Genomic DNA, 25,415 nt, shown 5'->3' with positions numbered 1-25,415 from the left:
CCTGCAAGTCCCCGGAAACCATGCCAGAAGCTAAGTCATGACAGTGACCCGCCGCGATTTCCTGTCGGCGTCCGCAGGACTGGCGCTGGCGCCGGTGCTGGGTAGCCGGGCCGCTGCCGCGGCGCCGCCGCGCGAGGCCGACATCGTCGTGATCGGCGCCGGTGCCGCAGGCATCGCCGCGGCGCGGCGGATCGCCGCCGCGAACCGCAAGGTGATCGTGGTGGAAGCGTCCGGCCAGGTCGGTGGCCGCTGCCAGACCGATGCGTCGACTTTCGACGTGCCGTTCGACCGCGGCGCGCGCTGGATGCACAATCCCGAGACCAATCCGATGATCCGGCTGGCGCGCGCGGCCGGCCTCGACATCGTCACCGCGCCGGCAGGCCAGAAGATTCGCATCGGTCGCCGCTACGCCCGTCCCGGCGAGACCGAGGAGTTTCTGGCGGCGCTGGTGCGCGCCAATCGCGCCATCGACGATGCCTCACGCAAGGCCGATATCGCCTGCGCCGCGGCCATGCCGAAGGATCTCGGCGATTGGGCCGGCACCGCGGAATTCCTGCTCGGCGCCAATTTCAGCGGCAAGGATCTGAAGGATCTCTCCGCCGTCGACAAGGTGCGTGCGCAGGATCGCAACACCGCGATCGCCTGCCGGCAGGGGCTCGGTGCGCTGATCGCAAAGCTTAGTGAGGGGCTGCCGCTCGTGCTGTCGACACCGGCGCAGCGCATCCTGTGGAGCAATCGCGACGTGATGGTCGAGACGGCATCCGGCAAGATCACCGCGCGCGCCGCCATCGTCACCGTGTCGAGCAACGTGCTCGCGAGCGGTAATATCAAGTTCGGGCCCGAGCTGCCGAAGCGCGCGCTCGACGCCGCCGCCAAGCTGACCCTCGGCAGCTACGATCGCATCGCGCTGCAGATCCCCGGCAATCCGCTCGGGCTGTCGCGCGATGACGTCATCATCGAGCAGAGCAATTCGACCAGGACGGCATTGCTCTACGGCAATATCGCAGGCTTCTCGCTGTGCACGATCGACGTTGCCGGCTCGTTCGGCCGCGACCTGTCCGCGCAGGGCGAGCAGGCGATGGCTGCGTTTGCAGTGGAATGGCTGACCAGGCTCTACGGCAGCGAGGTCAGCGGCGCCGTGAAGAAGACCAGCGTGACGCGCTGGAATGCACAGCCCTTCATTCAGGGTGCGATGTCGGCAGCGGTACCCGGCGCGCAATTCTCGCGCAAAATTCTGGGCGAGCCGATCGGCGCGATGTATCTTGCGGGCGAAGCCACGCACGAGACGCTGTGGGGGACCGTCGACGGCGCCTGGGAAAGCGGCGAGCGCGCCGCCGACGCCGCGCTGCGCAGGATCGGCGGCGTCAGGGAGGCAACGCCGGAGCCCGCCGCGCCCGCTGCCAAACACAAGCGCCGCGCACCGCGATCCGCCAGACCGATGAATTGATGGTCGGGTGAGATCAGGCTTCTCGTTGCGCTAAGGCGACTGAAGCATACCCCACTACAGGTGTCGTCCCTGCCTAGTGCGCAATTGCGCACTAGGCAGGGACGACGGTGAGTTTGGAGCGCCCCCCTCACACCGGCAGCCGCAGCTCCATCAGGTCCTTCGCCACCACGATCCGGCCTTTGAAATTCGTCTTCACGTCCCGCGTCCAGTCGTCGTCGGTGACATCAGGATCGTCGCCGGGGACGAAGTGGCTGAGCACCAGCGTCTTGACGCCGGCGGCGGCGGCGATGCGGCCGACGTCTTCGGTCGAGGTGTGGCTGTCGAGCAGGTGCTTCTTCAGCGTCGCGCCGTTCTTGGTCTTTGCCACCAGGCGATCGACCGCGGGGACGTAGAGACACTCGTGCACCAGCACGTCGGCACCCCTGGCAAACTCGGCAAGCTTCGGATTGTAGGCGGTGTCGCTGGAGAACACGATCACGCCATCCGGCGTCTCGAACTTGTAGGCGAAATTGTCTGTGATCGGCGGATGCGGCGTGCGGAACGCGGTGATGGTGACGTCAGGCGTCTTCAGCACCACGCCGTCGTCGGTGATGTCTTTCGCGATCAGCAATTTGCGCGGGTCGGGGCGGCCTTCGTCCTCGATCCGGGTCTCGACGTCGAACTTGTTGAGCTCCCAATATTCCTTGGTCATCGCCTCGATGCCCTTGGGGCCGAACGAATGGATCGGCGTCGAGAGGCCGGCCGCCCAAGCGTTGTAGAACAGATTGCCGTATTCCAGATTGTGATCGGAATGGTGGTGGCTGATGAGGATGTACTTCACCGACGGGATCGGCACGCCAGCGCGGACCAGCTGGCGGCTGACGCCCATGCCGCAATCAATGACAAAAGGCGTGTCGTTGACGACGACGAGGTTGGCAGGATTGGAGGCACCGATGCCGACGCGCGGGCCGCCCTTGGTGCCGAGGAACACGATGCGGGTGCGCGGTTTTGCATCTTGCGCGCGGACGCTGGGCGCCGCGAGCACGGCGGCGCTGCCGAGCGTCAGTTTCAAGGCATTGCGGCGATCGATCATCGGTTCCTCCCTGAACTCTTTAGGCGACCCTAACCGCCGCGCAAGATGCCATCAAGCGCCGGCAGGCCGACGATGACGGCGGCGGCGATCAGCGCGTAGCAGATCGCGCGAAACACCTGCTCGCTGGCCTTGCCGAACAGCGAGGCGCCGAACCAGACGCCGATGCCGTAGACGGGACCCACGATCAGCGAGAACTTGATCGATTCGATCGTGATCAGCCCGGTGAACCAGTAGCTGACCAGCGAGAAGAAATCCGAGGCGCCGAAGAACAGCACGATGTTGGCGCGCGAGATCACCGACGAGATCGGGCGTCCCAGCCAGTAGGCGACGATCGGCGGGCCGCCGGTCTGCGCAAGGCCGCTGCAGAAGCCGGAGAGGCCGCCGACCCCGATCGAGAGCGCGGCGTGATCCTTGCCGTGATAACGCCAGCCCGACAGCAGCAGCACCAGCAACGCCGCGACAAAGCAGGAGATGATCCAGCGCGTGGTCACGGGCTCGAGCACGGTCAGGAAATAGGTGCCGATGGGAACGCCGACCAGCGCGCCGGCGACCATCACTGCGGTCGCCTTGCGGTCGGCGTGGGTCCAGGCGTTCGGCAGCAGCGGCGTGGCGGCGATGAAGTCGATGACCAGTAGCAACGCCGCCACCAGCCGCGGCGCCGCGACGCTGCTCGCCAGCGGCATGAAGATCAGTGCCGAACCGAAGCCGGAGAAGCCCCGCGCCGTGCCCGACACGAACGCGATCGCACAGATCGCAAGTGCGATGCTGGTCGAGATGTCGGAGGGGATCAGGCTGACGGAGGTCATGGGAGGGGCCCCTTACCTCGCCCCGCTGGCGGGGAGAGGTCGAAATTCAAGCGGAGCTTGGATTTCGGGTGAGGGGGAGTCTCCGCAAAACAACTATCACCGTGCACGTGGAGAAAGCCCCTCACCCCAACCCTCTCCCCGTAAGAACGGGGCGAGGGAGCAGTCCATCGCACGCGGCCCCGACTACGCCCGCAGCGTGCCGCCGGTCTTCTTCGTCACCTCGGCGACGACCTTGGCCGCAACAGCGTCGATTTCCTGGTCGGTCATCGTCTTCTCACGCGGTTGGATCGTCACCGCGATCGCGATCGACTTCTTGTCGGGATCGATGCCCTTGCCTTCGTAGACATCGAACACGGTCACATCGGTGATCAGCTTCTTGTCGACAGTCTGCGCCGCGCGGACGATGTCGCCAGCCTTGACGCCGCGATCGACGATGAAGGCGAAGTCGCGCGACACCGGCTGGAATGCGGAGAGCTCCAGCACCGGCTTGGCGCGCGTCGCCCGCTGCTTGCCTGCCGGAATCCGCTCGAGGATCACCTCGAACACGATCATCGGGCCGCCGGCGCCGAGCGCCTCGGCTGCACGCGGATGCAGCTCGCCGAAATATCCGAGCACATTCTGCGGACCGATCTGGATGGTGCCGGAACGCCCCGGATGCAGCCATGCCGGGCCGCCAGGGACGATCTGCAATGCTTGCATCGGCGCGCCCGCCGCGGCCAGCACGGCGAAGGCGTCGGCCTTGGCATCCATCGCATCCGCTACAGCCGAGCCGGCCCAATGCCGTCCGATCCCCTTCGACGAGGCGAAGCCATGGCGCACGCCGGAGGCGGCTACCAACTGATCCTCGGGCTTGTCGCCGCGGAACACCTGGCCGACCTCGAACAGCGCGACGTCGGGATAACCGCGGTTGATGTTGGCCTGAGTGGCGGCGACGAGGCCGGGCAGCAGGCTCGGCCGCATGTCGGAGAGATCGGCTGCGATCGGGTTGGCGAGCACGAGCTCGCTCTGGCCGCCGCCGAACAGCTTTGCCGCGTCATTGGTGATGAACGACCAGGTCACGGCCTCCACCATGCCGCGGACGCCGAGCGCGCGCTTGGCGCGGCGGGTGCGCAACTGCATCGGCGTCAGCACCGGCTTGCGCGGCTCCTCGCCCCGCTCGAACGGCGTCATCGGCACCTTGTCGACGCCGACGATGCGCACGATCTCCTCGACGATGTCGGCCTTGCCCTGCACGTCGGTGCGCCAGGACGGGACCGCGACCTTCACGACGGGACCATTGCCGGCCAGCATGAAGCCGAGCCGGGTGAGGATCAGCTTCACTTCGACCAGCGGCACCTCGATGCCCGCGAGGCGCTTCACTTCGGTGAGCGGGAAGTCGATGACGCGATCCTCGCCGAACTGCTTGCCGACCACGACGTTCTCGGACGGCGTGCCGCCGCAGAGATCCAGCACCATCTTGGTCGCGAGCTCGAGCCCGGGCACCATGAAGGCCGGATCGACGCCGCGCTCGAAGCGATAGCGCGCATCCGAATTGATGCCGAGCTTGCGGCCGGTTTGCGCGATGTTGATCTCGTTCCACAGCGCCGATTCGATCAGCACATCCGTGGTGTTGTCGTCGCAGCCCGAGGCCTCGCCGCCCATGATGCCGGCGAGCGATTCGACGCCGTGCTCATCGGCGATCACGCAGACATTGCTGTCGAGCGTGTAGGTGCGGCCGTCGAGCGCGAGCAGCGTCTCGCCGTCTTTGGCGCGGCGGACGGTGAGGTTGCCCTGCACCTTCTTGGCGTCGAACACGTGCAGCGGACGGGCGCGGTCGTAGGTCATGAAATTGGTGATGTCGACCAGCGCATTGATCGGGCGCAGGCCGATCGAGGTCAGGCGCTTCTGCAGCCATTCCGGCGACGGGCCGTTCTTCACGCCGCGCACCAGCCGCAGCGCGAAGCCCGGGCACAGCGCGGCGTCTTCCACCTTGACCTGGACCGGGCAGGGGAATTCACCCTTGATCTGCTTGATGCCGGGATCCTTGAACTTGCCCATGTCGGCGGCGGCGAGATCGCGCGCGATGCCGTGCACGCCGGTGCAGTCCTGCCGGTTCGGCGTCAGATTGATCTCGATCGTGGGATCGCCGAGTCCGGCCCAGTCGGCATAGCCCTTGCCGAGCGGCGCGTCGGGCGGCAGCTCCATGATGCCGTCATGGTCTTCCGAGATTTGCAGCTCGGCCGCCGAGCACAGCATGCCGCGACTCTCGACGCCGCGGATGGTGCCGATGCCGAGCGTGATGTTCTTGCCGGGGATGTAGGTGCCGGGCGGCGAGAACACGCTGACCAGCCCGGCCCGCGCATTCGGGGCACCGCACACCACCTGCACCGGCGCGCCGCCGTCGCCGGTGTCGACCATGCAGACGCGCAAACGGTCGGCATTCGGATGCTGCTCGGCCGAGATCACGCGCGCGATGGTGAACGGCGCGAGCGCCTTCGCCTTGTCCTCGATGTTCTCGACCTCGAGCCCGATCATGGTGAGCTTGTCGGCGAGCTTCTCGAGTGGTTCGTCGGTCTCGAGATGTTCCTTCAGCCAGGAGAGGGTGAACTTCACGGCTGCATGCCTCGGTTCTTGTTGGTGTTGACTAGGTTATCTTGGTCGCTCGTTTCGCAATGTCGCGCGCATGAGCAGACGTTACGTGCTCAGCCCGCCCGCAATGGTCGGGATATCGAGCGGCTTGAAGCCGTAGTGGTTGAGCCAGCGGATGTCGTTTTCGAACAGCTGACGGAGATCGGCGATGCCGTATTTCAGCATCGCGATGCGATCGATGCCCATGCCCCAGGCAAAGCCCTGGTAGACGTCGGGATCGATGCCGCAGGCGCGCAGCACGTTGGGGTGCACCATGCCGCAGCCGAGGATCTCCATCCAGTCCTGGCCCTCACCGAAGCGAATCTCGCCCTTGTCGCGGCGGCACTGGATGTCGACCTCGAGCGACGGCTCGGTGAACGGGAAGAACGACGGCCGGAACCGCATGTTGATGTGGTCGACCTCGAAGAACGCCTTGCAGAACTCATGCAGGATCCATTTGAGGTGGCCGAGATGCGAGCCCTTGTCGATCACGAGGCCTTCGACCTGGTGGAATTGCGGCGTGTGCGTCGCGTCCGAGTCGATGCGATAGGTGCGGCCGGGGCAGATCACGCGGATCGGTGGCTTCTGGCTCAGCATCGTGCGCACCTGCACCGGCGAGGTGTGGGTGCGCAACAGCATGCGCGAGCCATCCTCCTTCGGATTGAAGAAGAAGGTGTCGTGCATCTCGCGGGCCGGATGGCCTTCGGGGAAGTTCAACTTGGTGAAGTTGTAGTCGTCGGTCTCGATGTCGGGACCTTCGGCGACCGCAAAGCCCATGTCGGCGAAGATCGTGGTGAGCTCGTCCCACACCTGGCTCAGCGGATGGATGCGGCCGGTCTCCGCCGGCGCATCGCGCAGCGGCAGCGTGACGTCGATGGTCTCTGCGGCGAGGCGCGCGTCGAGCGCGGCGGCTTTCAGCACGTCGCGCCTGGCCGCGAGCGCCTGCGTCACCGCATCCTTGGCGAGGTTGATCTTCGCGCCCTCGGTCTTGCGCTCCTCCGGCGACATCTTGCCGAGGGTGGCGAGCAGGGCCGAGATCGAGCCCTTCTTGCCGAGCGCTGCGACGCGCACTGCCTCGAGCGCGGCCTCGTCTGCGGCCGAGGCGATCTGGTCGAGGATGGATGTTTCGAGCGTTGCGAGGTCGGACACGGTCAATTCCTGCGCTTGAGCGGAGCATGATCTGATGGAAAGAACCGGGAAGCGGACCGGGGCCAGCCTTGCGGACCATGCGCGAAAATTCGGCTGGGTTGTCGCCGCCCGAAGGCCGTAACGTCAAGCAAAAAGCCGGTCATTTCGGGCCCAGGTCGTTTTCGGGCTTATGGCCAGCTGCATTGAACCCCGCGCGGAGGCTGGGCTACCCAAGGGGAGCTGGAGGAGACCCACGCGATGTTGCTGCGATCTTGCCTGGCCGTGCCGGCGGTCCTGTTGATGCTCGGAACGGCGCAGGCCGCGACCGAGGAATGTCCCGCCAAATCGACCCAGATGGACGACATCATCGCTGAGCTCGAGAAGGCACCGAGCTGCAACCGCGCGATGAAGATCTTCGAGGCGTGCGAATACGGCGCCAGCGGAGACGTCCAGTTCGGCGAAGTGGTCGAGAAGAAATGCGAGGCGGACTTCCTGTCCGGCCTCGGAGCGTCGCAGAAGAAGGCCTATGCCGGCCAGCTCAAGCGCTGTGACCACAAATACGACAACGAAAGCGGCACCATGTACCGCTCGTTCACAGCGTTCTGCCGGGCGATCGTCGCCCAGCGACTTTCGCAGAAGGCGCTGAAAGCGGGCCCCAAGACTCGCTAGAAGGCCCGCTAGAAGCGGCGGTCAGGATCAGGCTGCGAGGGCAGCCTTGGCCTTCTCGGCGATCGCCTGGAACGCCACCGGCTCGTGGATCGCGAGATCCGACAGCACCTTGCGGTCGACCACGACACCCGACTTGGACAGGCCGTTGATGAAGACGCTGTAGGTCATGCCGAACGGACGGACCGCGGCGTTGATGCGCTGGATCCAGAGCGCGCGGAAGGTGCGCTTCTTGCGCTTGCGGTCGCGGAAGGCGTACTGGCCGGCCTTTTCGACCGCCTGCTTGGCGACGCGGATGGTGTTCTTGCGGCGGCCGTAATAGCCCTTGGCGGCCTTGTAGACTTTCTTGTGCTTGGCGTGAGCGGTCACACCGCGTTTGACGCGAGACATGACGGAAATCCTTGATCTGGAAGAGGTGACGGGGCGCCGCGCAGTCGCGGCGAGGGTTCAAGCGGATCGGAGCGATCAGGCGTTCGGCAAGAAGTACTTCTTGACGTTGTCGCCGTCGGTCTTGAACAGCACGCGGGTGCCGCGGAGCTGACGAATCTGCTTCTTCGTCCGCTTGATCATGCCGTGGCGCTTGCCGCGCTGAGCGTGCATGACCTTGCCAGTGGCAGTCACCTTGAAGCGCTTTTTGGCGCCCGACTTGGTCTTCAACTTGGGCATTTGGCTCTCCTGTCGCACAGCACGAATATCGCCCCGAGAGGCGTTCGGCCGGCTAAAATGCTCGTTAGAGCGTTGAAAGTGCTAGGGTTTTTTCCGAATTGAAAGAACCTGCACTGAACGTCGCCACGGCAGCCCTTGATCAGCCGGGCGGCGAAGGCCCGGCTTATGACAGAGGATCGGCAGTTTTGCAACGTTTGAAGGCCGGGAATCGGGGCCGGAACCGGATTACGGGACATCCGGCTACCAAAGGAAACGGCCCGCCAGATCGACTGACGGGCCGTGTCACAGGGCCTACAAATTAATTCGAATTAGCGTGGCGCCAGCACCATCACGACCTGGCGGCCTTCGAACTTCGCGTCCTGCTCAACCTTGGCGAACTCGGCCACGTCGGCCTTCACCTTGTCGAGCAGCTTGGTGCCGATCTCCTGGTGCGCCATCTCACGACCGCGGTAGCGCAAGGTGATCTTGACCTTGTCGCCTTCCTCGAAGAAGCGCTGCATCGCGCGCATCTTCACGTCATAGTCGTGATCGTCGATCATCGGGCGGAGCTTGATCTCCTTGATCTCGACGACCTTCTGCTTCTTGCGGGCCTCGGCGGCCTTTTTCTGCGCGGAATATTTGTACTTGCCGTAGTCCATGATCTTGCAGACCGGAGGACTGACATTCGGCGAAATCTCGACGAGGTCCATGCCGGCTTCCATGGCCATCTTGATGGCAACCATGGTCTCGACGGTGCCCTTGTTGACACCATCGGCATCGATCAGCTGGATCTGCGCGTTGCGAATCTCATCATTGGTGCGCGGCCCGTCTTTTGCGACTGTGGGCGGGGCTCTATTGGGACGGCGAATGGGTAACTCTCCAAAGTTGTGAAAGGGAAGGCGGATATTTTGAAGCAAGACGCTGCGGCGGGCAAGCGAACTCGCTCCTTTAAGCGGCAAAACCGTCAATTGCGAGGCATTTTAGCCACGCCCGGCACATATGGCGGGTGCCTCTGCTCCGCAAGGCGGGCTTGCCGCCGTTGACCGCTGCCGCGCGACGATTGAAAACCAGATCTCTGACACGCGAGTGACCGAACCATGAGCCAAACCGCCGCAACCGGACAGGAACCAGCCTTCATCGAGGTCGGCGAGGGCAGTGCGGCGCGCCGGATCGCGGTGCGCGCCCGCGCCGGCGCCGCGCCGGGGCTTTTCTGGCTCGGCGGCTTCAAGTCCGACATGTCCGGCACCAAGGCGATCGCGCTCGACGCGTGGGCGGGCGAGCACGGCCGTAGCTCGGTCCGGTTCGACTATTCCGGCCATGGCGAATCCGGCGGCGAATTCGTCGACGGCACCATCGGCCGCTGGCTCGAGGAGAGCTTGGCTGTGTTCTCGCAGTTCTGCCGCGGGCCGCAGGTCGTGATCGGCTCCTCGATGGGCGGCTGGATGGCGCTGCTGCTGGCGCGCGAGATCGCAAGGCGCGGCAAGGACAAGCTCGCCGGCCTGGTGCTGATCGCGCCGGCGCCCGACTTCACCGAGGAGTTGATGTGGAAGGGCTTCTCCCCGGAGATCCGCGCCGAGATCGAGACCAAGGGCATGTGGCTCAGGCCGTCGGAATATGGCGACGGCACGCCCTATCCGATCACCCGCAATCTGATCGAGGAGGGCCGCAACCACCTGCTGCTCGGCAGCAAGATCGACGTCGGCTGTCCCGTGCGCATCCTGCAGGGCGCGCAGGATCCCGACGTGCCGTGGAAGCACGCCTTCGCGCTGGTGCACCGCCTGCCGGCCGAGGACGTGGTGCTGACCATGATCCAGGACGGCGACCACCGGCTGTCGCGGCCGCAAGACATCGCGCGCATCATCGCCGCAGTGGCGGAGATCGGCTAAGATCCCTGTACAGGGAGAAACCAATGGACACGACAACGATGCTGCGCGCGTTCTGCGACGCGGTCGAGCAGCGCAACGGCAAGGCCTTTGCCGGTCTCTTCACCGAGGACGGCGTGTATCACGACGTGTTCTACGGCGCGTTCGCGGGCCACGCCAAAATCGCCGAGATGATCGACGACTGGTTCTACCGGACCGCGACCGATTTCCGCTGGGTGATGCACGATCCCGTCAGCGACGGCAAAACGCTCTACGCGCGCTACACGTTCAGCTACCGCTCGATCCTGCCGGAAGCCAAGGGCGCGCGTGCGATGTTCGAGGGCGTCGCGATCATGCGGCTGCGCGACGGCAAGATCACGGAGTACCACGAGGTCGCCAACACCGCGCCCGCCTTCGTCGATCTGAACTTCGCGCCGGAGCGGATCGCCAAGATCGTCGGCAAGCAGGGCGTTGCCCTGAAGGCGCGGCCGGAGATGCAGCGGCATCTCGTGTGAGCTGCGCCCCGGAATGACGGTTACGGTGGCGGCGGATTGGTCATCGGCTTGCGCTGTGCCAGCGCGGCCACAGTCGAGGTGCCGATCGGGCCTTGCTCGTCATAGAGCCAGCATTCGCCGATCGCGATGCCGTCGGTGGCGTGGTGGTTGACGACCTCGAAGCCGATCCAGTTGGTCACCGGCAAACGGTGCAGATAGATCGTGACGTCGCTGTTGATGTAGCCGAGGCCCTGGTCGCCGGCGTTCGCAAAGGGGCTGGCGAAGTCCGCACCGGTCGCGACATGGACGAACGGCGTCATCCTCACGCCTTCGACGAGTTCGCGCACCTCGCTCATCCAGAGCCGCCGCTCGCCGAGCGATCCCATGTGGCCGATAATCGGCCGCGTTTCCCATTTGCCGTTCATGCCGAGCCGGGGATCGGTCGGCTTCGGAATGTCTGCCGGCGCAGGCACCTGCCAGTTCGGCGGCGACCACACATTGCCGGGCGCATTTTCCGTCCTGCGCAACAGCTGGCAGGTAGCGCGCGCCATGCTGGTGCCGCCGGAGAGAAATTCGGCCTCGATCATCTTGATGCGCATGCCGTCGCGGACGAGCCTGGTCGTCACCTCGATCGGTGTCGTGATGTTGGGCAGCCGGAACATGTCGACGGTCAGCCGCGCGGGCACGAACTCGTCAGAGCCGTGGCGCTCCTCGATGGCGAAGGCGAGCAGGCCGATCACGACGCGGCCGTGCAGGGATTCCGGACTCCACGGTCCGTTGGCAACTGATGTCGGCATGAAGCCGTCGCCGTGCCGGGTGAAAAATGGCTGGTTTGTCATGGCCTCCGACCATGACGGGAACGGCGCGCTGAAATCAAGAGGCCGCCGCGCGCCACTCCTGCTGCACGGTGATGTCGGGCTCAGCGCCGGCCCGTGACGCCAATGCCGTGAACGCGTCGCGCGCGAGCAGCTGCGCGAGCGCCCACACCGCCGCGCCGCGCACCAGCGGGCTGGCATCGTCGAGCAGGCGTCGCGCTTCGTCGGCAAGGTTGGCATCGCCGGAGTTGCCGATCGCGATCAGCACATTGCGGAGGAAGCGGTCGCGACCGATGCGCTTGACCGGCGATTTCGTGAAGAGCGCGCGAAACGCGGCGTCGTCGAGCCGCGCGAGCTCTGCGAGCGCAGGCGCACGCAACGCATCGCGCGCGGCGAGCTTCTGCTCGCGGCTTTCTTGCGCGAACTTGTTCCACGGACACACTGCGAGGCAATCGTCGCAGCCATAGATGCGGTTGCCGATGGCCTTGCGGAATTCGTGCGGGATCGGGCCCTTGTTCTCGATCGTGAGATACGAGATGCAGCGCCGCGCATCGAGCTTGTAGGGGGCGGGAAACGCCGCGGTCGGGCAGATATCCTGGCAGGCGTTGCAGCTGCCGCAATGATCGGCTTCGCCCTCGTCGTGCGGCAGCTCGGTCGCCGAATAGATCGCGCCGAGAAACAGCCAGGAGCCGAATTCGCGCGACACCAGATTGGTGTGCTTGCCCTGCCAGCCGATCCCGGCCGCCTGCGCCAGCGGCTTCTCCATCACGGCGGCGGTGTCGACGAACACCTTCACCTCGTCGCCGGTCATCGCAGCCAGCCATCGTGCGAGGATCTTGAGCCGCTTCTTGATGACGTCGTGATAGTCGTCGCCCTGCGCATAGACCGAGATCGCGCCGTGCGAGCGGCGCCCGAGAATATCGAGTGGACTGTCGTCGGGACCGTAATTGACGCCGAGCATGATGATCGAGCGCACGCCAGACCACAGCACGCGCGGGTCGGCGCGCCGCTCCGGATTGGCTGCGAGCCAGTCCATGTCGCCATGGCCGCCGGAGCCGAGGAATTCGAGAAAGTATTTTCCGGCTGCGCCGGTCGCACCAGGCGCGGTGAAGCCGATGGCATCGAAGCCGAGCGCGCGCGCCTCGCGCACAAGCGCCGCCTTGAGATCGGATGGCGAGAGCCGGACTGCCGGGTTCAGAAGTCGAGATCCACATAGGTCCGCGACGCCGGCACCCCCGCCAGCCACTCGCTGAGCAGCGGGCGGAACGACGGGCGGGACTTCACCCGCGCGTACCACGCCTTTGCCGCGTCGTCCTCGCTCCATGGCACGTCGCCCAGATAGTCGATCGCCGAGAGATGCGCCGCGGCGGCGAGATCCGCGTAGGTCAGGCGGTCGCCGGCGAGATAGTTCCGCGTCTTCGCCAGCCAGCCGATATAGCTCAGATGATAGCGCACATTGACCTTGGCGGCGCGCATGATGTCCGGCGCGGGCGGGCCGCCGCCATTGTCCTCGCTCATGAAGCGCTTGTAGATCCGCTCGGTCACCAGCGGGTTGGAGGCTTCCTCGAAGAATTTCTCGTTGAACCACGCCATCAGCCGGCGCACCTCGACGCGTTCGGCCGACGATGTCGGCAACAGCCGCCGCTCGCCGGCATCCAGCCCATGCGTCTCGTCGACATATTCGGCGATGATCGGCGCGCCCGGAATCGGCGGAAAACCCTCGGCGATCAACACCGGCGTGGTCGCCGCCGGATTGAGCGCAAGGTACGCCTCGCGCCGCTCCCACACCCGTTCCTCCACCAGGCGCAGATCGAGACCGTACTCGCCGAGCACGAGGCGAATGAAGCGCGAATGCGGACAGAACGGATGGTGATACAGCGTGTACATGAAGCCCTTGGTAGATTCACGGCGATTAAGAAACCATCAACCTGTGCGGTCAGGACCTGTGCCCTTGGCCAGACCAGTTCCGGTCGTCTCTATGTCGCGTCAGCACACAAACCGGTAGTCACCCCCGCAGATGGTGCGGGTCACAAAAACGCTATAGCCCAGCAAATCGGCCGGGTAACCCATTGTTTGACGATTTTTTGCGATTGCGGCCAATGTGCGAATAAGCGAGAAGAATCCCGTTTTCCACACAGGACAGGCCACATCATGATGACGGATATGCTGCGGGCGGTGATTCTCGGCATCGTGGAGGGCGTCACCGAGTTCCTGCCGGTCTCGTCCACGGGCCACCTGCTGCTTGCAGAACGCTTCTTCAATCTCGGCGAAGGCAATTTCTGGAAGAGCTTCGCGATCCTGATTCAGCTCGGCGCGATCCTGGCGATCCTCGTGCTGTACTTCACCAAACTGTGGCGCGTCGCGCTCGGCATGTTCTCCAATCCCGACGACCGCCGCTTCGTGATCGGCGTGCTGGTGGCGTTCCTGCCCGCAGTCGTGATCGGCCTGATCGCCGGCAAGTACATCAAGGAATTCCTGTTCAATCCGTGGGTGGTCTGCTTCACGCTGATCGTGGGCGGCGCCGTGTTGCTCTGGGTCGATCAGCTCGATCTCAAAGTGTACGAGGACGATGCGACCCGGTTCCCGCTGCTGATGTATTTCTGGATCGGCGTCGCGCAGTGCCTGGCGATGGTTCCCGGCGTGTCGCGCTCCGGCGCCAGCATCGTGGCTGCGATGCTGCTCGGCGCCGACAAGCGCTCGGCGGCGGAGTTCTCGTTCTTCCTAGCGATCCCGACCATGGTCGGCGCGTTCGCCTATGACTTCTACAAGAACCGCGGCGACTTCACGTCCGATGGTCTCAGCGTGATCGCGGTCGGCTTCGTGGTGTCGTTCATCACCGCGATGATCGTGGTGCGGGCGTTCCTCAACTTCGTGACCCGCCGCGGCTTCACCTTCTTTGCCTGGTGGCGCGTGATCGTCGGCACCCTCGGCCTGATCGCGCTGGCGATGGGAAGGTAAGCATTCTCCGCTGTCGTCCCTGCGTAAGCAGGGACCTATAACCACAGGCCTGTGTTGTTAGAACAAGCTTGGACTACAGCGCGCCCATCTTGAATAGCGGTGGTTATGGGTCCCGGCTCGCGCGGAGCCTGTCATCGGGCGCGCGTTCGCGCGACCCGTTGGCTTGGCCGGGACGACGGGAAAGAGCTGCTTAAGCGCTCTTCTTCTGGAATTGCCCCGTCGCGCGGAAGCGCCACAGATACTGCGGGGCCACCGCTTCCATCGAATCCGGCGTGATGCCGAGGCCGGCAAATGTCAGGCCGGCGGCCTTGGCGGCGTCCGACACCACATTGTCCGACCGCAGCATCGCGACCTGGTCCGGCGTCAGCGTGAACGGGCCCGGCGCGAATTGCAGGACATAGGATTGCAGCTTGGCGAGGCCGAACGGCAGCGGCGCCAGCATGCGATCGCGCTGAGTGATCTGGAGGATGATCTCCATCACCTCGCGCATGGTCAGCACCTCAGGCCCGCCGAGCTCGTAGGTGGCGCCGGCCTTCGCTTTGCCGTCCACGGCATCGGCCACGGCGTCGGCGACATCGGCGACATAGGCCGGCTGCAACTTGTTGGCCCCGCCGCCGACCAGCGGCAGCACCGGCGACATCCGCGCTAGCGCCGCAAAGCGGTTGGTGAATTGATCCTCGGGCCCGAACAGCAGCGACGGCCGCATGATGGTGGCCTGCGGCAGGGCCGCCAGCACCGCCTGCTCGCCGTCCGCCTTGGCGCGGTAATAGCCAGAGGCCGAATCCTTATCGGCGCCGATCGCCGAGACATGGACCATCCGGGCACCGGCCGCAGTTGCGGCCTTGGCGATCGCCTCGGCGCCCTTCACCTGCACGGCGTCAAAGCTCTGCCCGCCGCCCTCGGCCAGAATGCCGACCAGGTTGATGGCAATATGCGAATCACGCATCGCCGCCTCGACCGAGGCCGGGTAGCGCACATTGGCCTGGACGGCATGAATCTGCCCGACGCGGCCGAGCGGCTGCAGGTGGAAGGCCAGTTCGGGCCGCCGCACCGCGACTCGCACGCGATAATCGCGCTTGCACAGCGCCCGGACCACGTTGCGTCCCAGAAAACCCGATCCGCCGAAGACCGTGACGAGCGTTTCCAGGTTCGATGCCATGAGGTCCATTCCTGCCGGATTCGAGAGCGATTGAGCGCATTTAGCGCTTCTCGCGATACGCCATCAGCCCAATCCTGTACAGGCTATTTGAATTTTCGATCGCGAATTTGACAAGCGCGTAACCGATCCTTACTAAGCCGCTCCACATGCCCAGGTGGCGGAATTGGTAGACGCGCTGGCTTCAGGTGCCAGTGGCTTAACGGCCGTGAAGGTTCGAGTCCTTTCCTGGGCACCACCCCCTTTTTAAGCGATTGAAATCGCTCAGCATCCGGAGGGTGGGTGCGGCGAAGCCGTGGCCCGCTGAGGATGAGGTGGCGGAGTACGGGCGAGTTTACCTCACACCACCCGCTTGCCGCTCCGCCGCGCGATCGGCTTCTGCACGAAGTACATCGCGATCATCGAGATCATCGAGCTCGCCACGACGACGTAGCCGATCCGGTCGAAATGCAGCAGCGAGCCGTCCGCATTCTCGGCGACGATCGCGGCGGCGACCACCGAGCCCAGTCCGCCCGAGAGCTGCTGCACCGAGGCTGAGACCGCGCTGAATGCGCCGCGCTGGCTGGCGTCGGGGATCGCCGACATCAGCGCCTGCGACGGGATCATGCGCGAGAAGATGCCGACGAACATCAGCACATTGACGATGATCGCAGTCAGCAGCGAGACGTGGCCGAGATGGGTGTAGATCAGCACCATGATGGCCGACACCACGCAGCCGAAGATGAAGGTCGGGTATTTGCCGAACGCATCGCTGGCGCGGCCGACCAGCGGCCCCATCAGGATGCTGAACAGGCCGGAGACCAGGTAGATCGTCGGCAGATGGACGATGTCGATGCCGAGATTGTGCACGGTGAAGGCGCTGCCGAACGGCATCAGCATGAAGCCGCCGGTCGCCAGCAGCGTCGTCACCATGAAGGCCAGCGTGTAGCGCGGCTGCGCTACGGTCGCGATCAAATGCTGGAACGGGTTGCGGTCGTGCTGCAGCTTGAGATGGCCGTCGACCGGCTCCATGAACAGCACGATGGTGGCGATCGCAGCGATCGACAGGCCGACGATGGCGACGAAGCAGATGTGCCAGTTCCAGTGATTGGCCAGGAAAAGTCCGGCGGGCACGCCGAGCACCTGGCTCGCTGCGAACGCGGTCTGGATGAAGCCCATCACCCGGCCGCGCAGCTGCAGCGGGAACAGGTCGGTGACGATCGCGAGCACCACGGAGCCGATCACGCCGCCGAACAGGCCGGTGACGATGCGGCCGAGCAGCAGCACGTGGAAATTCTGCGCCAATGCGCACAGCACGGTGCCGAAGGTGAAGCCGACATAGAAGAACAGCAGCATCCGCTTGCGGTCGAAGCGATCGGCAAAGCCGGCGGCGAGGATGCCGGAGATGCCGGCCGCGAACGCATAGGCCGACACGGCGACGCCGAACTGCCCGGCCGTGATGTTGAGCGACGGCATCAGGATGGCGCCGAGCGGCGACATGATGATGAAGTCGAGGATCAGGGTGAATTGCGTGAAGGCGAGCAGCGCGATCAGAAACGTTTGATAGCGCGAAAAGCCGCGCTCCTGCTGGTCATCGATCGGCGCGGCGATGGTCTGTTCCGACATGAGGCTCATTTCTGAAGATGAGTAGGACGTGCGAGCGGCTGGGCTCAGATGGGGCGCCCGTTCGTCGATTTCATCGGCGCGGACGTGCAAAAAAAATGCGCGGAAGTGTGATCGAGAACCGCGAGAAACCCGTTCCTCCATATGGGTATTGCGGGGCTTCGGATCATCCAGTCGCCAATCGTTTGAATTGCAGCGTGATCCAAATGCAACAGGGTTCACGCGGTGCTGGGCAGTCCTGTCAGGATATGGCAAGAGCGGGCGCAACCCCCACTGAGCGGCCCGGTGCCCGCCTATCCGCTCGCATCCCGGGCGTTTGGGGGCTAGTGTCGCCCGTCGAATCGAACCGAGACCCGAGGCCTTATTTCATGACCATCCGCCTGCATCGCGGCGACCTGCCCGATCTCACGCGCTACACCGATTCCGTTGCGATCGACACCGAGACCATGGGGCTGCATCCGCATCGCGACCGGCTCTGCGTGGTACAGATGTCGAACGGCGACGGCACCGCCGACGTGATCCAGATTCCGAAGGGCCATACCGATTCGCCGAATCTGAAGGCGCTGCTCGCCAATCCCAAGATCACCAAGATCTTCCATTTCGCGCGGTTCGACGTCGCGGTGCTCTACAACACCTTCGGCGTGATGCCGACGCCGGTCTATTGCACCAAGATCGCCTCGCGGCTGGCACGCACCTATACCGACCGCCACGGCCTCAAGGATCTGGTGCGCGAGGTGTTGAACGTCGAACTTTCGAAGCAGCAGCAGTCAAGCGACTGGGGCGCGCAGAGCCTCAGCGAAGCCCAGCTCGCCTATGCCGCGTCCGACGTGCTGCATTTGCATGCGTTGCGCGAAAAGTTGAACGTCATGCTGGCGCGCGAAGGACGCTCCGACCTCGCTCAGGCCTGCTTCGATTTCTTGCCCGCTCGCGCCAGGCTCGATCTCGATGGCTGGGAGGCCGAGGACATCTTCGCCCATTCGTGATTTCGCCTATTAATGATGAGGCGCGAATTCGTTCGCGGCGGGGCCGGTTCCGCCCCGTTTCGGCCAAACTGTTCACGCGTGGTCTCCCGCAGGGGCGCGACGCGAGGTCCGGGCTGCATAATTGGGCGGCTCCGGCTAGAATAGGGGCAATTTCGTGCCTCTGGAGCTCAGGTGAATTCGGTTCAGAATCCAGCCTATGTGACGGGCCTCGAGGCGCGCTTTGCCGCCGCCGCGCGGCACAGCCGCATGGTGCGGATCCTGCGCGTCGCGGTGCCCGCGGTGGTCGGGCTGGCGATGGCCTCGATCATCTTCGTCTCGGTCTACAATCCATTCCGCGAAATGATCCCCAAGCTGCCGGTCGAGATGGACAACCTCGTGGTGTCCGGCACCAAGATCACGATGGAATCGCCGCACATCGCCGGCTTCTCCACCGACGGCCGGCCTTATGAGATGTGGGCCAAGGCGGCGATCCAGGACGTCACCGATCCCGACCATGTCGAGCTGAAGACGATCCGCGCCAAGGTGGCGCAGCAGGACGAGTCGACGGTCACGATGGATGCGCGCACCGGCTTCTTCGACAACAAGAAGCAGCTTCTCGATTTGCGCCAGGATATCTTCCTGCAGTCGTCCACCGGCTATGAAGCGAAGCTGACGCAGGCCTTCGTCGACATCAACAAGGGCAACGTGTCGTCGGACGAGCACGTTGATGTCAAGCTGCTCCAGGGGACGCTGACATCCGACCGGCTCAGGATCTACAACAGCGGCGAGCTCGTGCGCTTCGAAGGCAATGTCGTGATGTATCTCGACAAGCTCGGCGACAACAATCCGAGCCCGCAAGCCGAGCCCGCACCGCCACCTCCTCCTCCGGCGACGCCGAAGGTGCGCAAATCCGCCAACCCGAAATGATTTTGATGATGAGACGTTTTCCGTACGGCACGGTCATTGCGGCCTTCCTGCTTGCGCTGCTCGCAGCCGGCGCGGCATCTGCGCAGGGCACGATGAGCGGCGTTCCCAACGCCATGCAGGGCTTTTCGCAGAACCGCGACCAGCCGATCCAGATCGAGGCCGCGGCGCTCGAAATGCGCGACAAGAAGAAGGAGGCGACCTTCTCCGGCAATGTGAAGGTCGTGCAGGGCGACACCACCATGACCTCGAAGATCCTGGTCGTGTTCTACGAGGACAAATCGACCCAGACGCCGGCGCCTGCGCCGGCCGGCACCAAGGCCGCTTCCGCCAAAGGCGCGGCGCCGATGCAGTCGGCGACGCCCGGCCCCGGCGGCGCGTCCTCGATCAAGCGGCTGGAGGCGAAGGGCAATGTCGTCGTCACCCAGAAGGATCAGGTCGTCACCGGCGAGACCGCGATCTTTGACACCAAGACCAATTTGATCACCATGCTCGGCGGCGGCGGGAGCCAGGTGGTGCTGACCCAGTGCCAAAACGTGCTGCGCGGCGATCGTCTGCTGGTCGATATGACCACCGGCGTCTCGCGGGTGGAATCCGACAGCGGCAAGGTGCAGGGCCTGTTCATCCAGTCGCAGGGTGGGCAGAACGGCAAGGGCGGCTGCGGAACGCCGGCCGCCCCCGGCGCGGCCCCCGCGCCGCTTCAGCTGATTCCCGGCAGCAAGCCGAAATAACGACCGGTAGTGAGATTGCCATGAGGGCTTCTGGCCGCGAACAGGCCCGTAAGCTCCCCGTCAGCTTTCGCCAAGCCACCAAAGACAAGATAAATCAATGCATTAGATAATATTTTGCGGCCGCGAGGTTGAAGCGCGCGGGGCGAGACTGTATCTACTGCTGCGGCCCGGCCGAACGATGCGTCTTGAGGGGGAGTCTTGTCGGCCGGAGGGGCATCCATTCATTCAAGGCGCGGGTGATCGCGCTTTGCCGTGTTGTTTGAGCATGATCTCCGCCGCAAACGCGTCCGCTTTTGTTGCGAAGGAAGGCCGGTGTTCAGTTTTCCGGCTCATGCTTGCGCCTTCGCGTGCGAATCGATTGGTCCGCAGGCAAAAGTCGCGGAATCCGTGAAAGGCTGAAGCGAAGCGGGGATGGTGGATTTTCTCGGCATGTTCCGGCGGCGCCCTGCGAAACGCAGTTCCGGATTTGCGCGCTCGCATGACGACATCACGGCACTCGACGACCAGTTCGGCGAAATGCTGGCGTCGCCGGTGCGCGATGCGCCGCCGATGGCGCGCGCCGCGTCGGCCCCCGCGGTCGAGCTGCGACCCCAACCGGCTGCAGCGCCCGCCCCGGCGCGTGCGCGGCCCGCCCGCAACAACGCCGCAGCGGCGCCCCAGCTGATCAAGCGGCCGGGCTATCTGGCTGTACATAGCGTGGAAAAGAGTTTCGGCAGCCGCCAGGTCGTGCGCGGCGTCAGCATCTATGTGCGCCGCGGCGAGGCAGTCGGCCTGCTCGGGCCGAACGGCGCGGGCAAGACCACCGTGTTCTACATGATCACCGGCCTGATCAAGGCCGATCGGGGCGCGATCGAGCTCGACGGCCACGACGTCACCAAGCTGCCGATGTACCAGCGCGCACGGCTCGGCATCGGCTATCTGCCGCAGGAAGCCTCGATCTTCCGCGGCCTGACGGTGGAGCAGAACATCCGCGCCGTGCTCGAGGTCGTCGAGCCCTCGAAGAAGAAGCGCGAGCACGAGCTGGATTCGCTGCTCGACGAGTTCAACATCACGCGGCTGCGCAAGAGCCCGTCGATCGCGCTGTCCGGCGGCGAGCGCCGCCGCGTCGAAATCGCGCGCGCGCTGGCGACGCGGCCCAATTACATGCTGCTCGACGAGCCGTTCGCCGGCATCGATCCGATCGCGGTCGGCGACATCCAGGACCTGGTCCGCCATCTCACCAACCGCGGCATCGGCGTGCTCATCACCGACCACAATGTCCGCGAGACGCTCGGCCTGACCGACCGCGCCTACATCGTCTATGCCGGTGAGATCTTGACTGAGGGCAGCCCGGAGGAGATCGTTAACGATCCCGATGTACGCCGGCTTTACCTTGGCGAGGAATTCCGCCTCTAGCCCAAAAATTGCATCAGTCAAGCCGTGTACAAGCTTCACGGACTAAGATAAGCAAGAATCGAGCCAACTTTCAGGGTCGATCTTGCCTCCATGGCACTGACGCAAAGACTAGAGTTCCGCCAGTCGCAGTCGCTGGTGATGACGCCGCAGCTGATGCAGGCGATCAAGCTGCTGCAACTGTCGAACCTGGATCTGTCGACCTTTGTCGAGGAAGAGCTGGAGCGCAATCCGCTGCTCGAGCGGGCGGCCGACGGGCCGGAGCCCCCTGTGGCCGGCGAGCCGACCATGGAGCGGGCGGACTACGGCGATTCCGACGGTTCCAGCAGCTACGGGGATGAGGGCGACTCGTCCGACATGGCCGCAGGTTCGGGCGGCGAGGCCGCCTTCGAACCCGGCCAGGAGGAGTGGCTGAACCGCGACCTCGGCACCCGCGCCGAGATCGAGCAGACGCTCGATACCGGTCTCGACAACGTATTCTCCGAGGAGCCAGCGGAAGCCGCCGCGCGCGCCGCGCAGGATGCGCCCCCGTCGGTCTATACCGAATGGGGCGGTGGCGCCTCCAGCGACGACGAGTACAATCTCGAAGCCTTCGTGGCCGCCGAGCTGACGCTCACCGATCACCTCGCCGAACAGCTCGCGGTGGCGTTCTCGGCGCCGGCGCAGCGCATGATCGGGCAGTACCTGATCGACCTGGTCGATGACGCCGGCTATCTGCCGGCCGATCTCGGCCAGGCCGCCGAACGGCTCGGTGCATCGCAGCAGGCGGTCGACGAGGTCGTCGCGGTGCTGCAGAAATTCGATCCGCCGGGCGTGTGCGCGCGTAATTTGAGCGAGTGCCTGGCGATCCAGCTGCGCGAGCTCGATCGCTACGATCCGGCAATGCAGGCGCTGGTCGAGCATCTCGACCTGCTCGCCAAGCGCGACATCGCGGCCCTGCGAAAGCTCTGCGGGGTCGACGACGAAGACATCACCGATATGATCGCGGAGATCCGCCGGCTCGATCCGAAACCCGGGCTGAAGTTCGGCACCTCGCGGACACAGACCATGGTGCCCGACGTCTATGTGCGTCCGGGTCCCGACGGTGGCTGGCATGTCGAACTCAACAGCGACACTCTGCCGCGCGTGCTGGTCAACCAGACCTATTACTCTGAGCTGTCGAAGACGATCCGCAAGGACGGTGATAAATCCTACTTCACCGACTGCCTGCAGAACGCGACCTGGCTGGTGCGCGCGCTCGATCAGCGCGCCCGCACCATCCTGAAGGTCGCGACCGAAATCGTGCGCCAGCAGGACGGCTTCTTCACCTATGGCGTCGCGCATTTGCGGCCGCTCAATCTGAAAGCGGTCGCGGACGCGATCCAGATGCATGAATCGACGGTGTCGCGCGTCACCGCCAACAAATACATGGCGACCAATCGCGGCAGTTTTGAATTGAAGTATTTTTTCACCGCGTCGATCGCGTCCGCCGACGGCGGCGAGGCGCATTCGGCCGAAGCGGTGCGTCACCACATCAAGCAGTTGATCGACGGCGAGGCGCCGTCGGCGATCCTGTCCGACGACACGATCGTGGAACGTTTGCGCGCCTCGGGCATTGATATTGCCCGCCGCACCGTCGCGAAATATCGCGAGGCGATGCGGATACCATCCTCGGTGCAGCGCCGCCGTGACAAACAGAGCATGCTCGGTAATGCCCTCTCGGCTCCTGCCTCCTCGCCCGACCGCTCGCGCGATACAGCCCCCGTTTAGGTTACTTCTTGAGCATCCCCCGTCGGAGTACGGAGCGGGCCATGCGCTCGTTGCGTTCGCGCCAAATCGGAATAGTCTCAATCTCCAGGTAAAGCGTCGTCCAGACAGGGAGGTGACCGGAAGCCCAGCAAACATCATGCTCCTGCAAGAGTGATCGAGGCATCCAGCAATTGAGGCATCAAATGACCCTTCGTATCTCGGGAAAGAGCATCAGCATCGGCGAGGCGCTTCGGGCGCGCGTCAGCGACCGCACCGACGAGGTCCTGCGAAAGTATTTTGATGGCAACTATTCCGGTCACATCACGCTGAGCAAGGATGGCTTCGGCTTCCGAACCGACTGCGCGCTGCATCTGGATTCCGGCATCACGCTGGAAGCCGAATCCAACGCCGCCGACGCCTATGCCAGCGCCGATGCTGCGCTCCTGATGATCGAGAAGCGCCTGCGCCGCTACAAGAGCCGGCTCAAGGACCGCTCCGCCCGCAAGACTTACGCTGCGACCGCAGCACTTGCCGAATTGAACGGCGCAGGGCTCGACGCGCCGAGCTACGTGATCGAGGCGCCCGAGAACGAGGACGAGGTCACCGAATACAGCCCCGTGATCATTGCCGAGGCAACCACCGCGCTGAAGCGGCTGTCGGTCAGCGAAGCCGTGATGGAGCTCGATCTGTCCGGCGCCTCCTGCCTGGTGTTCCAGCATGGCGGCAGTGGCCGGTTGAACATCATATACCGCCGCACGGACGGCAATGTCGGCTGGGTCGATCCGCCCGCGGTGAGCCCCTGAGGATAGTTGTCCGATGGCATTGACGTTAGAAGCCAGCCCTGCTTATGGTCCGCCGCCTCCGGGAATAAGGGGGGCGGAACAGGGTTCGCAGGTGTTGGCACCGCCGATACGTTGGAGTAGAAGCCCTGCCAGCTGGACCCGGGCTAAGCCCGCATCCCACCTCAACTTCTTGACGCCGCCGCTGTAAAGCTCATTTCGCAACCTGACGGTCATTCACCTCGGAACGTCCCAATGCCGATTACCGATTTGGTCGCACCCGAGGCGATACTGCCGGCTTTGAAAGTCATCAGCAAGAAGCAGGCGCTGCAGGAACTCGCCGCGCGCGCATCGGCGTTGACCGGGCAGAACGAGCGCGCCGTTTTTGAAGTGCTGCTGCAGCGCGAGAAGCTCGGCACCACCGCGGTCGGCTATGGCGTTGCCATTCCGCACGGCAAGCTGCCGAAGCTCGAGAAGCTGTTCGGCTTCTTCGCCCGCCTCGAGCGCCCGATCGATTTCGAAGCGATGGACGGCCAGCCGGTCGATCTGATCTTCCTGCTGCTGGCGCCCGAAGGCGCCGGCGCCGACCACCTCAAGGCGCTGGCGCGCATTGCCCGCCTGCTGCGTGACCAGGACGTCGCCAAGAAGCTGCGCGCCTCGCGCGACGCTCAAGCGATCTACTCGGTGCTCGCGCTGCCGCCGGCGAGCGCGGCGTAATCATCGGCGTCAGCGAAATCGTTCGCGCAACTGTCATCAAGATATAGCCTGCTCGTCACGCGATGGCGCACGCCAACGCGCTGTCGATGCCGTCGAACGCTTCAGCAGATCGTCGGCAGCAAACGACGAACCTCGTCGAGCAGGTCCGGAACGGCTTTCTTGTCATCTGCGAGATACCTGAGCAGCGCGCTCTGGAACAGGCCGTCGAACAACGCGTAGAGCGCCGCCGGTGACGATGCCGGCCGCTTGTTGCCGAGTTCGGCGTAGCGCGTGGCGATGCGCCAGATCATCGCTTCCAGGCTCTTGTCGATCTCGAGCACGTCCTTGCGAAACGCCGGCTCGAACATCGCCTGCGAGCGCAGATCGTACCAGAGCCGGTGCATGCGCGCTTCGGTCTCGAGCGTGGCCGCGAGCTTGGCGAGGAAGCCTTCGGTCAATTCGTCGCGGCTTCGTGCCGTCGTCACCACCTCGTCATAGCGCGTCACGCATTTCGCCTTGTAGTGACGCACGCAGCAGCAGATCAGATCGAGCTTGTCGCTGAAGTAGTAGTGAAACACGCCGTGCGTGAAGGCGGAGTTCTGCGCGATCTCGCGCAGGCTGGTGCGCGCGAAGCCGAGTTCGCCAAGCGTCTCAAGCGCGGCCTCCGCAAGCTCGATGCGCCGTGCGTTGAACTTCTCGTCGCGCAGCGTCTCGGCCGCTACGGCGACACGCTGGGCCGCTCCTGTCGCTTGCCGCGCCATCCGGTGCCTATCCTCTGCTTCTTCCCTTCAGCAACTTATACCGCGGCGACCGCGGCGTGCTCCATCCCTTCACAGCATCCTCTTTGACACTTGTCAAATTCAGGCTTGACAAGTGTCAAGTTCCTGGACGAGGGTTGGCTCAATAATTTGGACAACCGTCAAGACGGCTGACCTATCGATAAAA

The 25,415-nt window shown here is 64.5% G+C and carries 25 protein-coding genes and 1 tRNA gene; 13 read left to right on the top strand and 13 right to left on the bottom strand.

The annotated features are described in order from the left end of the window. Positions 1–37: 37 nt before the first annotated feature. Entirely contained in the window at positions 38–1,447 is a 1,410-nt protein-coding gene (locus tag JQ616_RS26380; RefSeq protein ID WP_212019606.1) for a flavin monoamine oxidase family protein, read from the top strand. A gap of 127 nt (positions 1,448–1,574) precedes the next feature. Here the strand turns inward: JQ616_RS26380 and JQ616_RS26375 are convergent, their stop codons facing one another. From JQ616_RS26375 to pheS, 4 genes are all read right to left on the bottom strand, one after another. Further along, the gene (locus JQ616_RS26375; protein ID WP_212019604.1) at positions 1,575–2,519 is read right to left on the bottom strand and encodes an MBL fold metallo-hydrolase; all 945 of its coding nucleotides are present in this window, start codon (positions 2,517–2,519) and stop codon (positions 1,575–1,577) included. A gap of 29 nt (positions 2,520–2,548) precedes the next feature. Next, entirely contained in the window at positions 2,549–3,325 is a 777-nt protein-coding gene (locus tag JQ616_RS26370; protein WP_212019602.1) for a sulfite exporter TauE/SafE family protein, read from the bottom strand. Positions 3,326–3,508: 183 nt separating this feature from the next. Next, on the bottom strand, positions 3,509–5,917 hold the full coding sequence (pheT, locus tag JQ616_RS26365; RefSeq protein WP_212019599.1) for a phenylalanine--tRNA ligase subunit beta: 2,409 nt from the start codon (positions 5,915–5,917) through the stop codon (positions 3,509–3,511). Between the two features lie 81 nt (positions 5,918–5,998). Then, on the bottom strand, positions 5,999–7,081 hold the full coding sequence (gene pheS / locus JQ616_RS26360; protein ID WP_212019597.1) for a phenylalanine--tRNA ligase subunit alpha: 1,083 nt from the start codon (positions 7,079–7,081) through the stop codon (positions 5,999–6,001). A gap of 237 nt (positions 7,082–7,318) precedes the next feature. Here pheS and JQ616_RS26355 point away from each other — a divergent pair, with 237 nt between their 5' ends. Then, complete coding sequence (locus JQ616_RS26355) at positions 7,319–7,729, top strand: hypothetical protein (protein ID WP_212019595.1); 411 nt, start codon at positions 7,319–7,321, stop codon at positions 7,727–7,729. Positions 7,730–7,756: 27 nt separating this feature from the next. On the opposite strand, the gene rplT is transcribed toward JQ616_RS26355, so the two are convergent. From rplT to infC, 3 genes are all read right to left on the bottom strand, one after another. Continuing rightward, positions 7,757–8,116 (bottom strand): 50S ribosomal protein L20, encoded by a 360-nt coding sequence (gene rplT / locus JQ616_RS26350; RefSeq protein WP_018269297.1) that lies wholly within the window; start codon positions 8,114–8,116, stop codon positions 7,757–7,759. Between the two features lie 75 nt (positions 8,117–8,191). Then, on the bottom strand, positions 8,192–8,392 hold the full coding sequence (gene rpmI, locus JQ616_RS26345; RefSeq protein WP_008539890.1) for a 50S ribosomal protein L35: 201 nt from the start codon (positions 8,390–8,392) through the stop codon (positions 8,192–8,194). Between the two features lie 308 nt (positions 8,393–8,700). Further along, a complete protein-coding gene (infC, locus tag JQ616_RS26340; RefSeq protein WP_024584293.1) occupies positions 8,701–9,240 on the bottom strand; it encodes a translation initiation factor IF-3 in 540 nt (179 codons plus the stop codon). A 228-nt stretch (positions 9,241–9,468) separates the two neighbouring features. Here infC and JQ616_RS26335 point away from each other — a divergent pair, with 228 nt between their 5' ends. Together JQ616_RS26335 and JQ616_RS26330 are read left to right on the top strand one after the other, a co-directional pair. Further along, positions 9,469–10,257, top strand: coding sequence for an alpha/beta hydrolase (locus JQ616_RS26335; RefSeq protein ID WP_212019593.1), 789 nt, complete (start codon positions 9,469–9,471; stop codon positions 10,255–10,257). Between the two features lie 23 nt (positions 10,258–10,280). Beyond that, positions 10,281–10,748, top strand: coding sequence for a nuclear transport factor 2 family protein (locus tag JQ616_RS26330; RefSeq protein ID WP_212019591.1), 468 nt, complete (start codon positions 10,281–10,283; stop codon positions 10,746–10,748). Positions 10,749–10,768: 20 nt separating this feature from the next. On the opposite strand, the gene JQ616_RS26325 is transcribed toward JQ616_RS26330, so the two are convergent. The 3 genes from JQ616_RS26325 to JQ616_RS26315 are packed head-to-tail and all read right to left on the bottom strand — an operon-like array spanning position 10,769 to position 13,429. Then, positions 10,769–11,566 carry a thioesterase family protein gene (locus JQ616_RS26325; protein ID WP_212019589.1) on the bottom strand — a complete coding sequence of 266 codons (798 nt, stop codon included), beginning with the start codon at positions 11,564–11,566 and terminating at the stop codon, positions 10,769–10,771. Between the two features lie 34 nt (positions 11,567–11,600). Further along, positions 11,601–12,788: a tRNA epoxyqueuosine(34) reductase QueG gene (queG, locus tag JQ616_RS26320; RefSeq protein ID WP_212019587.1), complete on the bottom strand. Its 1,188-nt coding sequence runs from the start codon at positions 12,786–12,788 to the stop codon at positions 11,601–11,603. After that, the gene (locus tag JQ616_RS26315) at positions 12,737–13,429 is read right to left on the bottom strand and encodes a glutathione S-transferase family protein (protein ID WP_050628049.1); all 693 of its coding nucleotides are present in this window, start codon (positions 13,427–13,429) and stop codon (positions 12,737–12,739) included. The genes queG and JQ616_RS26315 overlap by 52 nt, the downstream gene beginning before the upstream one ends. 264 nt (positions 13,430–13,693) lie before the next feature. On the opposite strand from JQ616_RS26315, the gene JQ616_RS26310 reads away from it, so the two are divergent. Next, positions 13,694–14,500: an undecaprenyl-diphosphate phosphatase gene (locus tag JQ616_RS26310; RefSeq protein ID WP_212019585.1), complete on the top strand. Its 807-nt coding sequence runs from the start codon at positions 13,694–13,696 to the stop codon at positions 14,498–14,500. 190 nt (positions 14,501–14,690) lie between these two features. Here JQ616_RS26310 and JQ616_RS26305 read toward each other — a convergent pair whose 3' ends face one another. Next, positions 14,691–15,659, bottom strand: a complete 969-nt coding sequence (locus JQ616_RS26305; RefSeq protein ID WP_212019583.1) for a complex I NDUFA9 subunit family protein — start codon at positions 15,657–15,659, stop codon at positions 14,691–14,693. A gap of 148 nt (positions 15,660–15,807) precedes the next feature. Between JQ616_RS26305 and JQ616_RS26300 the strand changes: the two genes are divergently transcribed. After that, positions 15,808–15,894: transfer RNA gene (locus JQ616_RS26300), tRNA-Leu, on the top strand. 101 nt (positions 15,895–15,995) lie between these two features. On the opposite strand, the gene JQ616_RS26295 is transcribed toward JQ616_RS26300, so the two are convergent. Further along, entirely contained in the window at positions 15,996–17,261 is a 1,266-nt protein-coding gene (locus JQ616_RS26295; RefSeq protein ID WP_212019581.1) for an MFS transporter, read from the bottom strand. Between the two features lie 365 nt (positions 17,262–17,626). Between JQ616_RS26295 and JQ616_RS26290 the strand changes: the two genes are divergently transcribed. The 7 genes from JQ616_RS26290 (at position 17,627) to ptsN (ending at position 24,491) form a co-directional block, all read left to right on the top strand. Next, positions 17,627–18,241, top strand: a complete 615-nt coding sequence (locus tag JQ616_RS26290) for a ribonuclease H-like domain-containing protein (RefSeq protein WP_212019579.1) — start codon at positions 17,627–17,629, stop codon at positions 18,239–18,241. Positions 18,242–18,412: 171 nt separating this feature from the next. Continuing rightward, positions 18,413–19,147, top strand: coding sequence for an LPS export ABC transporter periplasmic protein LptC (gene lptC, locus JQ616_RS26285; protein ID WP_212019577.1), 735 nt, complete (start codon positions 18,413–18,415; stop codon positions 19,145–19,147). Positions 19,148–19,152: 5 nt separating this feature from the next. Then, a complete protein-coding gene (locus JQ616_RS26280; RefSeq protein ID WP_433996004.1) occupies positions 19,153–19,875 on the top strand; it encodes an LptA/OstA family protein in 723 nt (240 codons plus the stop codon). Between the two features lie 411 nt (positions 19,876–20,286). Further along, entirely contained in the window at positions 20,287–21,270 is a 984-nt protein-coding gene (gene lptB, locus JQ616_RS26275; protein WP_212019573.1) for an LPS export ABC transporter ATP-binding protein, read from the top strand. 90 nt (positions 21,271–21,360) lie between these two features. Next, positions 21,361–23,016 carry an RNA polymerase factor sigma-54 gene (rpoN, locus tag JQ616_RS26270; protein ID WP_212019571.1) on the top strand — a complete coding sequence of 552 codons (1,656 nt, stop codon included), beginning with the start codon at positions 21,361–21,363 and terminating at the stop codon, positions 23,014–23,016. 182 nt (positions 23,017–23,198) lie between these two features. Next, the gene (gene hpf, locus JQ616_RS26265) at positions 23,199–23,798 is read left to right on the top strand and encodes a ribosome hibernation-promoting factor, HPF/YfiA family (protein WP_212019569.1); all 600 of its coding nucleotides are present in this window, start codon (positions 23,199–23,201) and stop codon (positions 23,796–23,798) included. Positions 23,799–24,029: 231 nt separating this feature from the next. After that, positions 24,030–24,491 (top strand): PTS IIA-like nitrogen regulatory protein PtsN, encoded by a 462-nt coding sequence (gene ptsN / locus JQ616_RS26260; protein ID WP_029082506.1) that lies wholly within the window; start codon positions 24,030–24,032, stop codon positions 24,489–24,491. 101 nt (positions 24,492–24,592) lie between these two features. Here the strand turns inward: ptsN and JQ616_RS26255 are convergent, their stop codons facing one another. Beyond that, the gene (locus tag JQ616_RS26255) at positions 24,593–25,231 is read right to left on the bottom strand and encodes a TetR/AcrR family transcriptional regulator (protein WP_212019567.1); all 639 of its coding nucleotides are present in this window, start codon (positions 25,229–25,231) and stop codon (positions 24,593–24,595) included. Positions 25,232–25,415: the final 184 nt, after the last annotated feature.

It is taken from the genome of Bradyrhizobium tropiciagri (assembly GCF_018130545.1).
Lineage (GTDB): Bacteria > Pseudomonadota > Alphaproteobacteria > Rhizobiales > Xanthobacteraceae > Bradyrhizobium > Bradyrhizobium tropiciagri_A.
The sequence above is the reverse complement of the archived record's forward strand: the minus strand, read 5'-3'. Positions and strand labels throughout refer to the sequence as shown.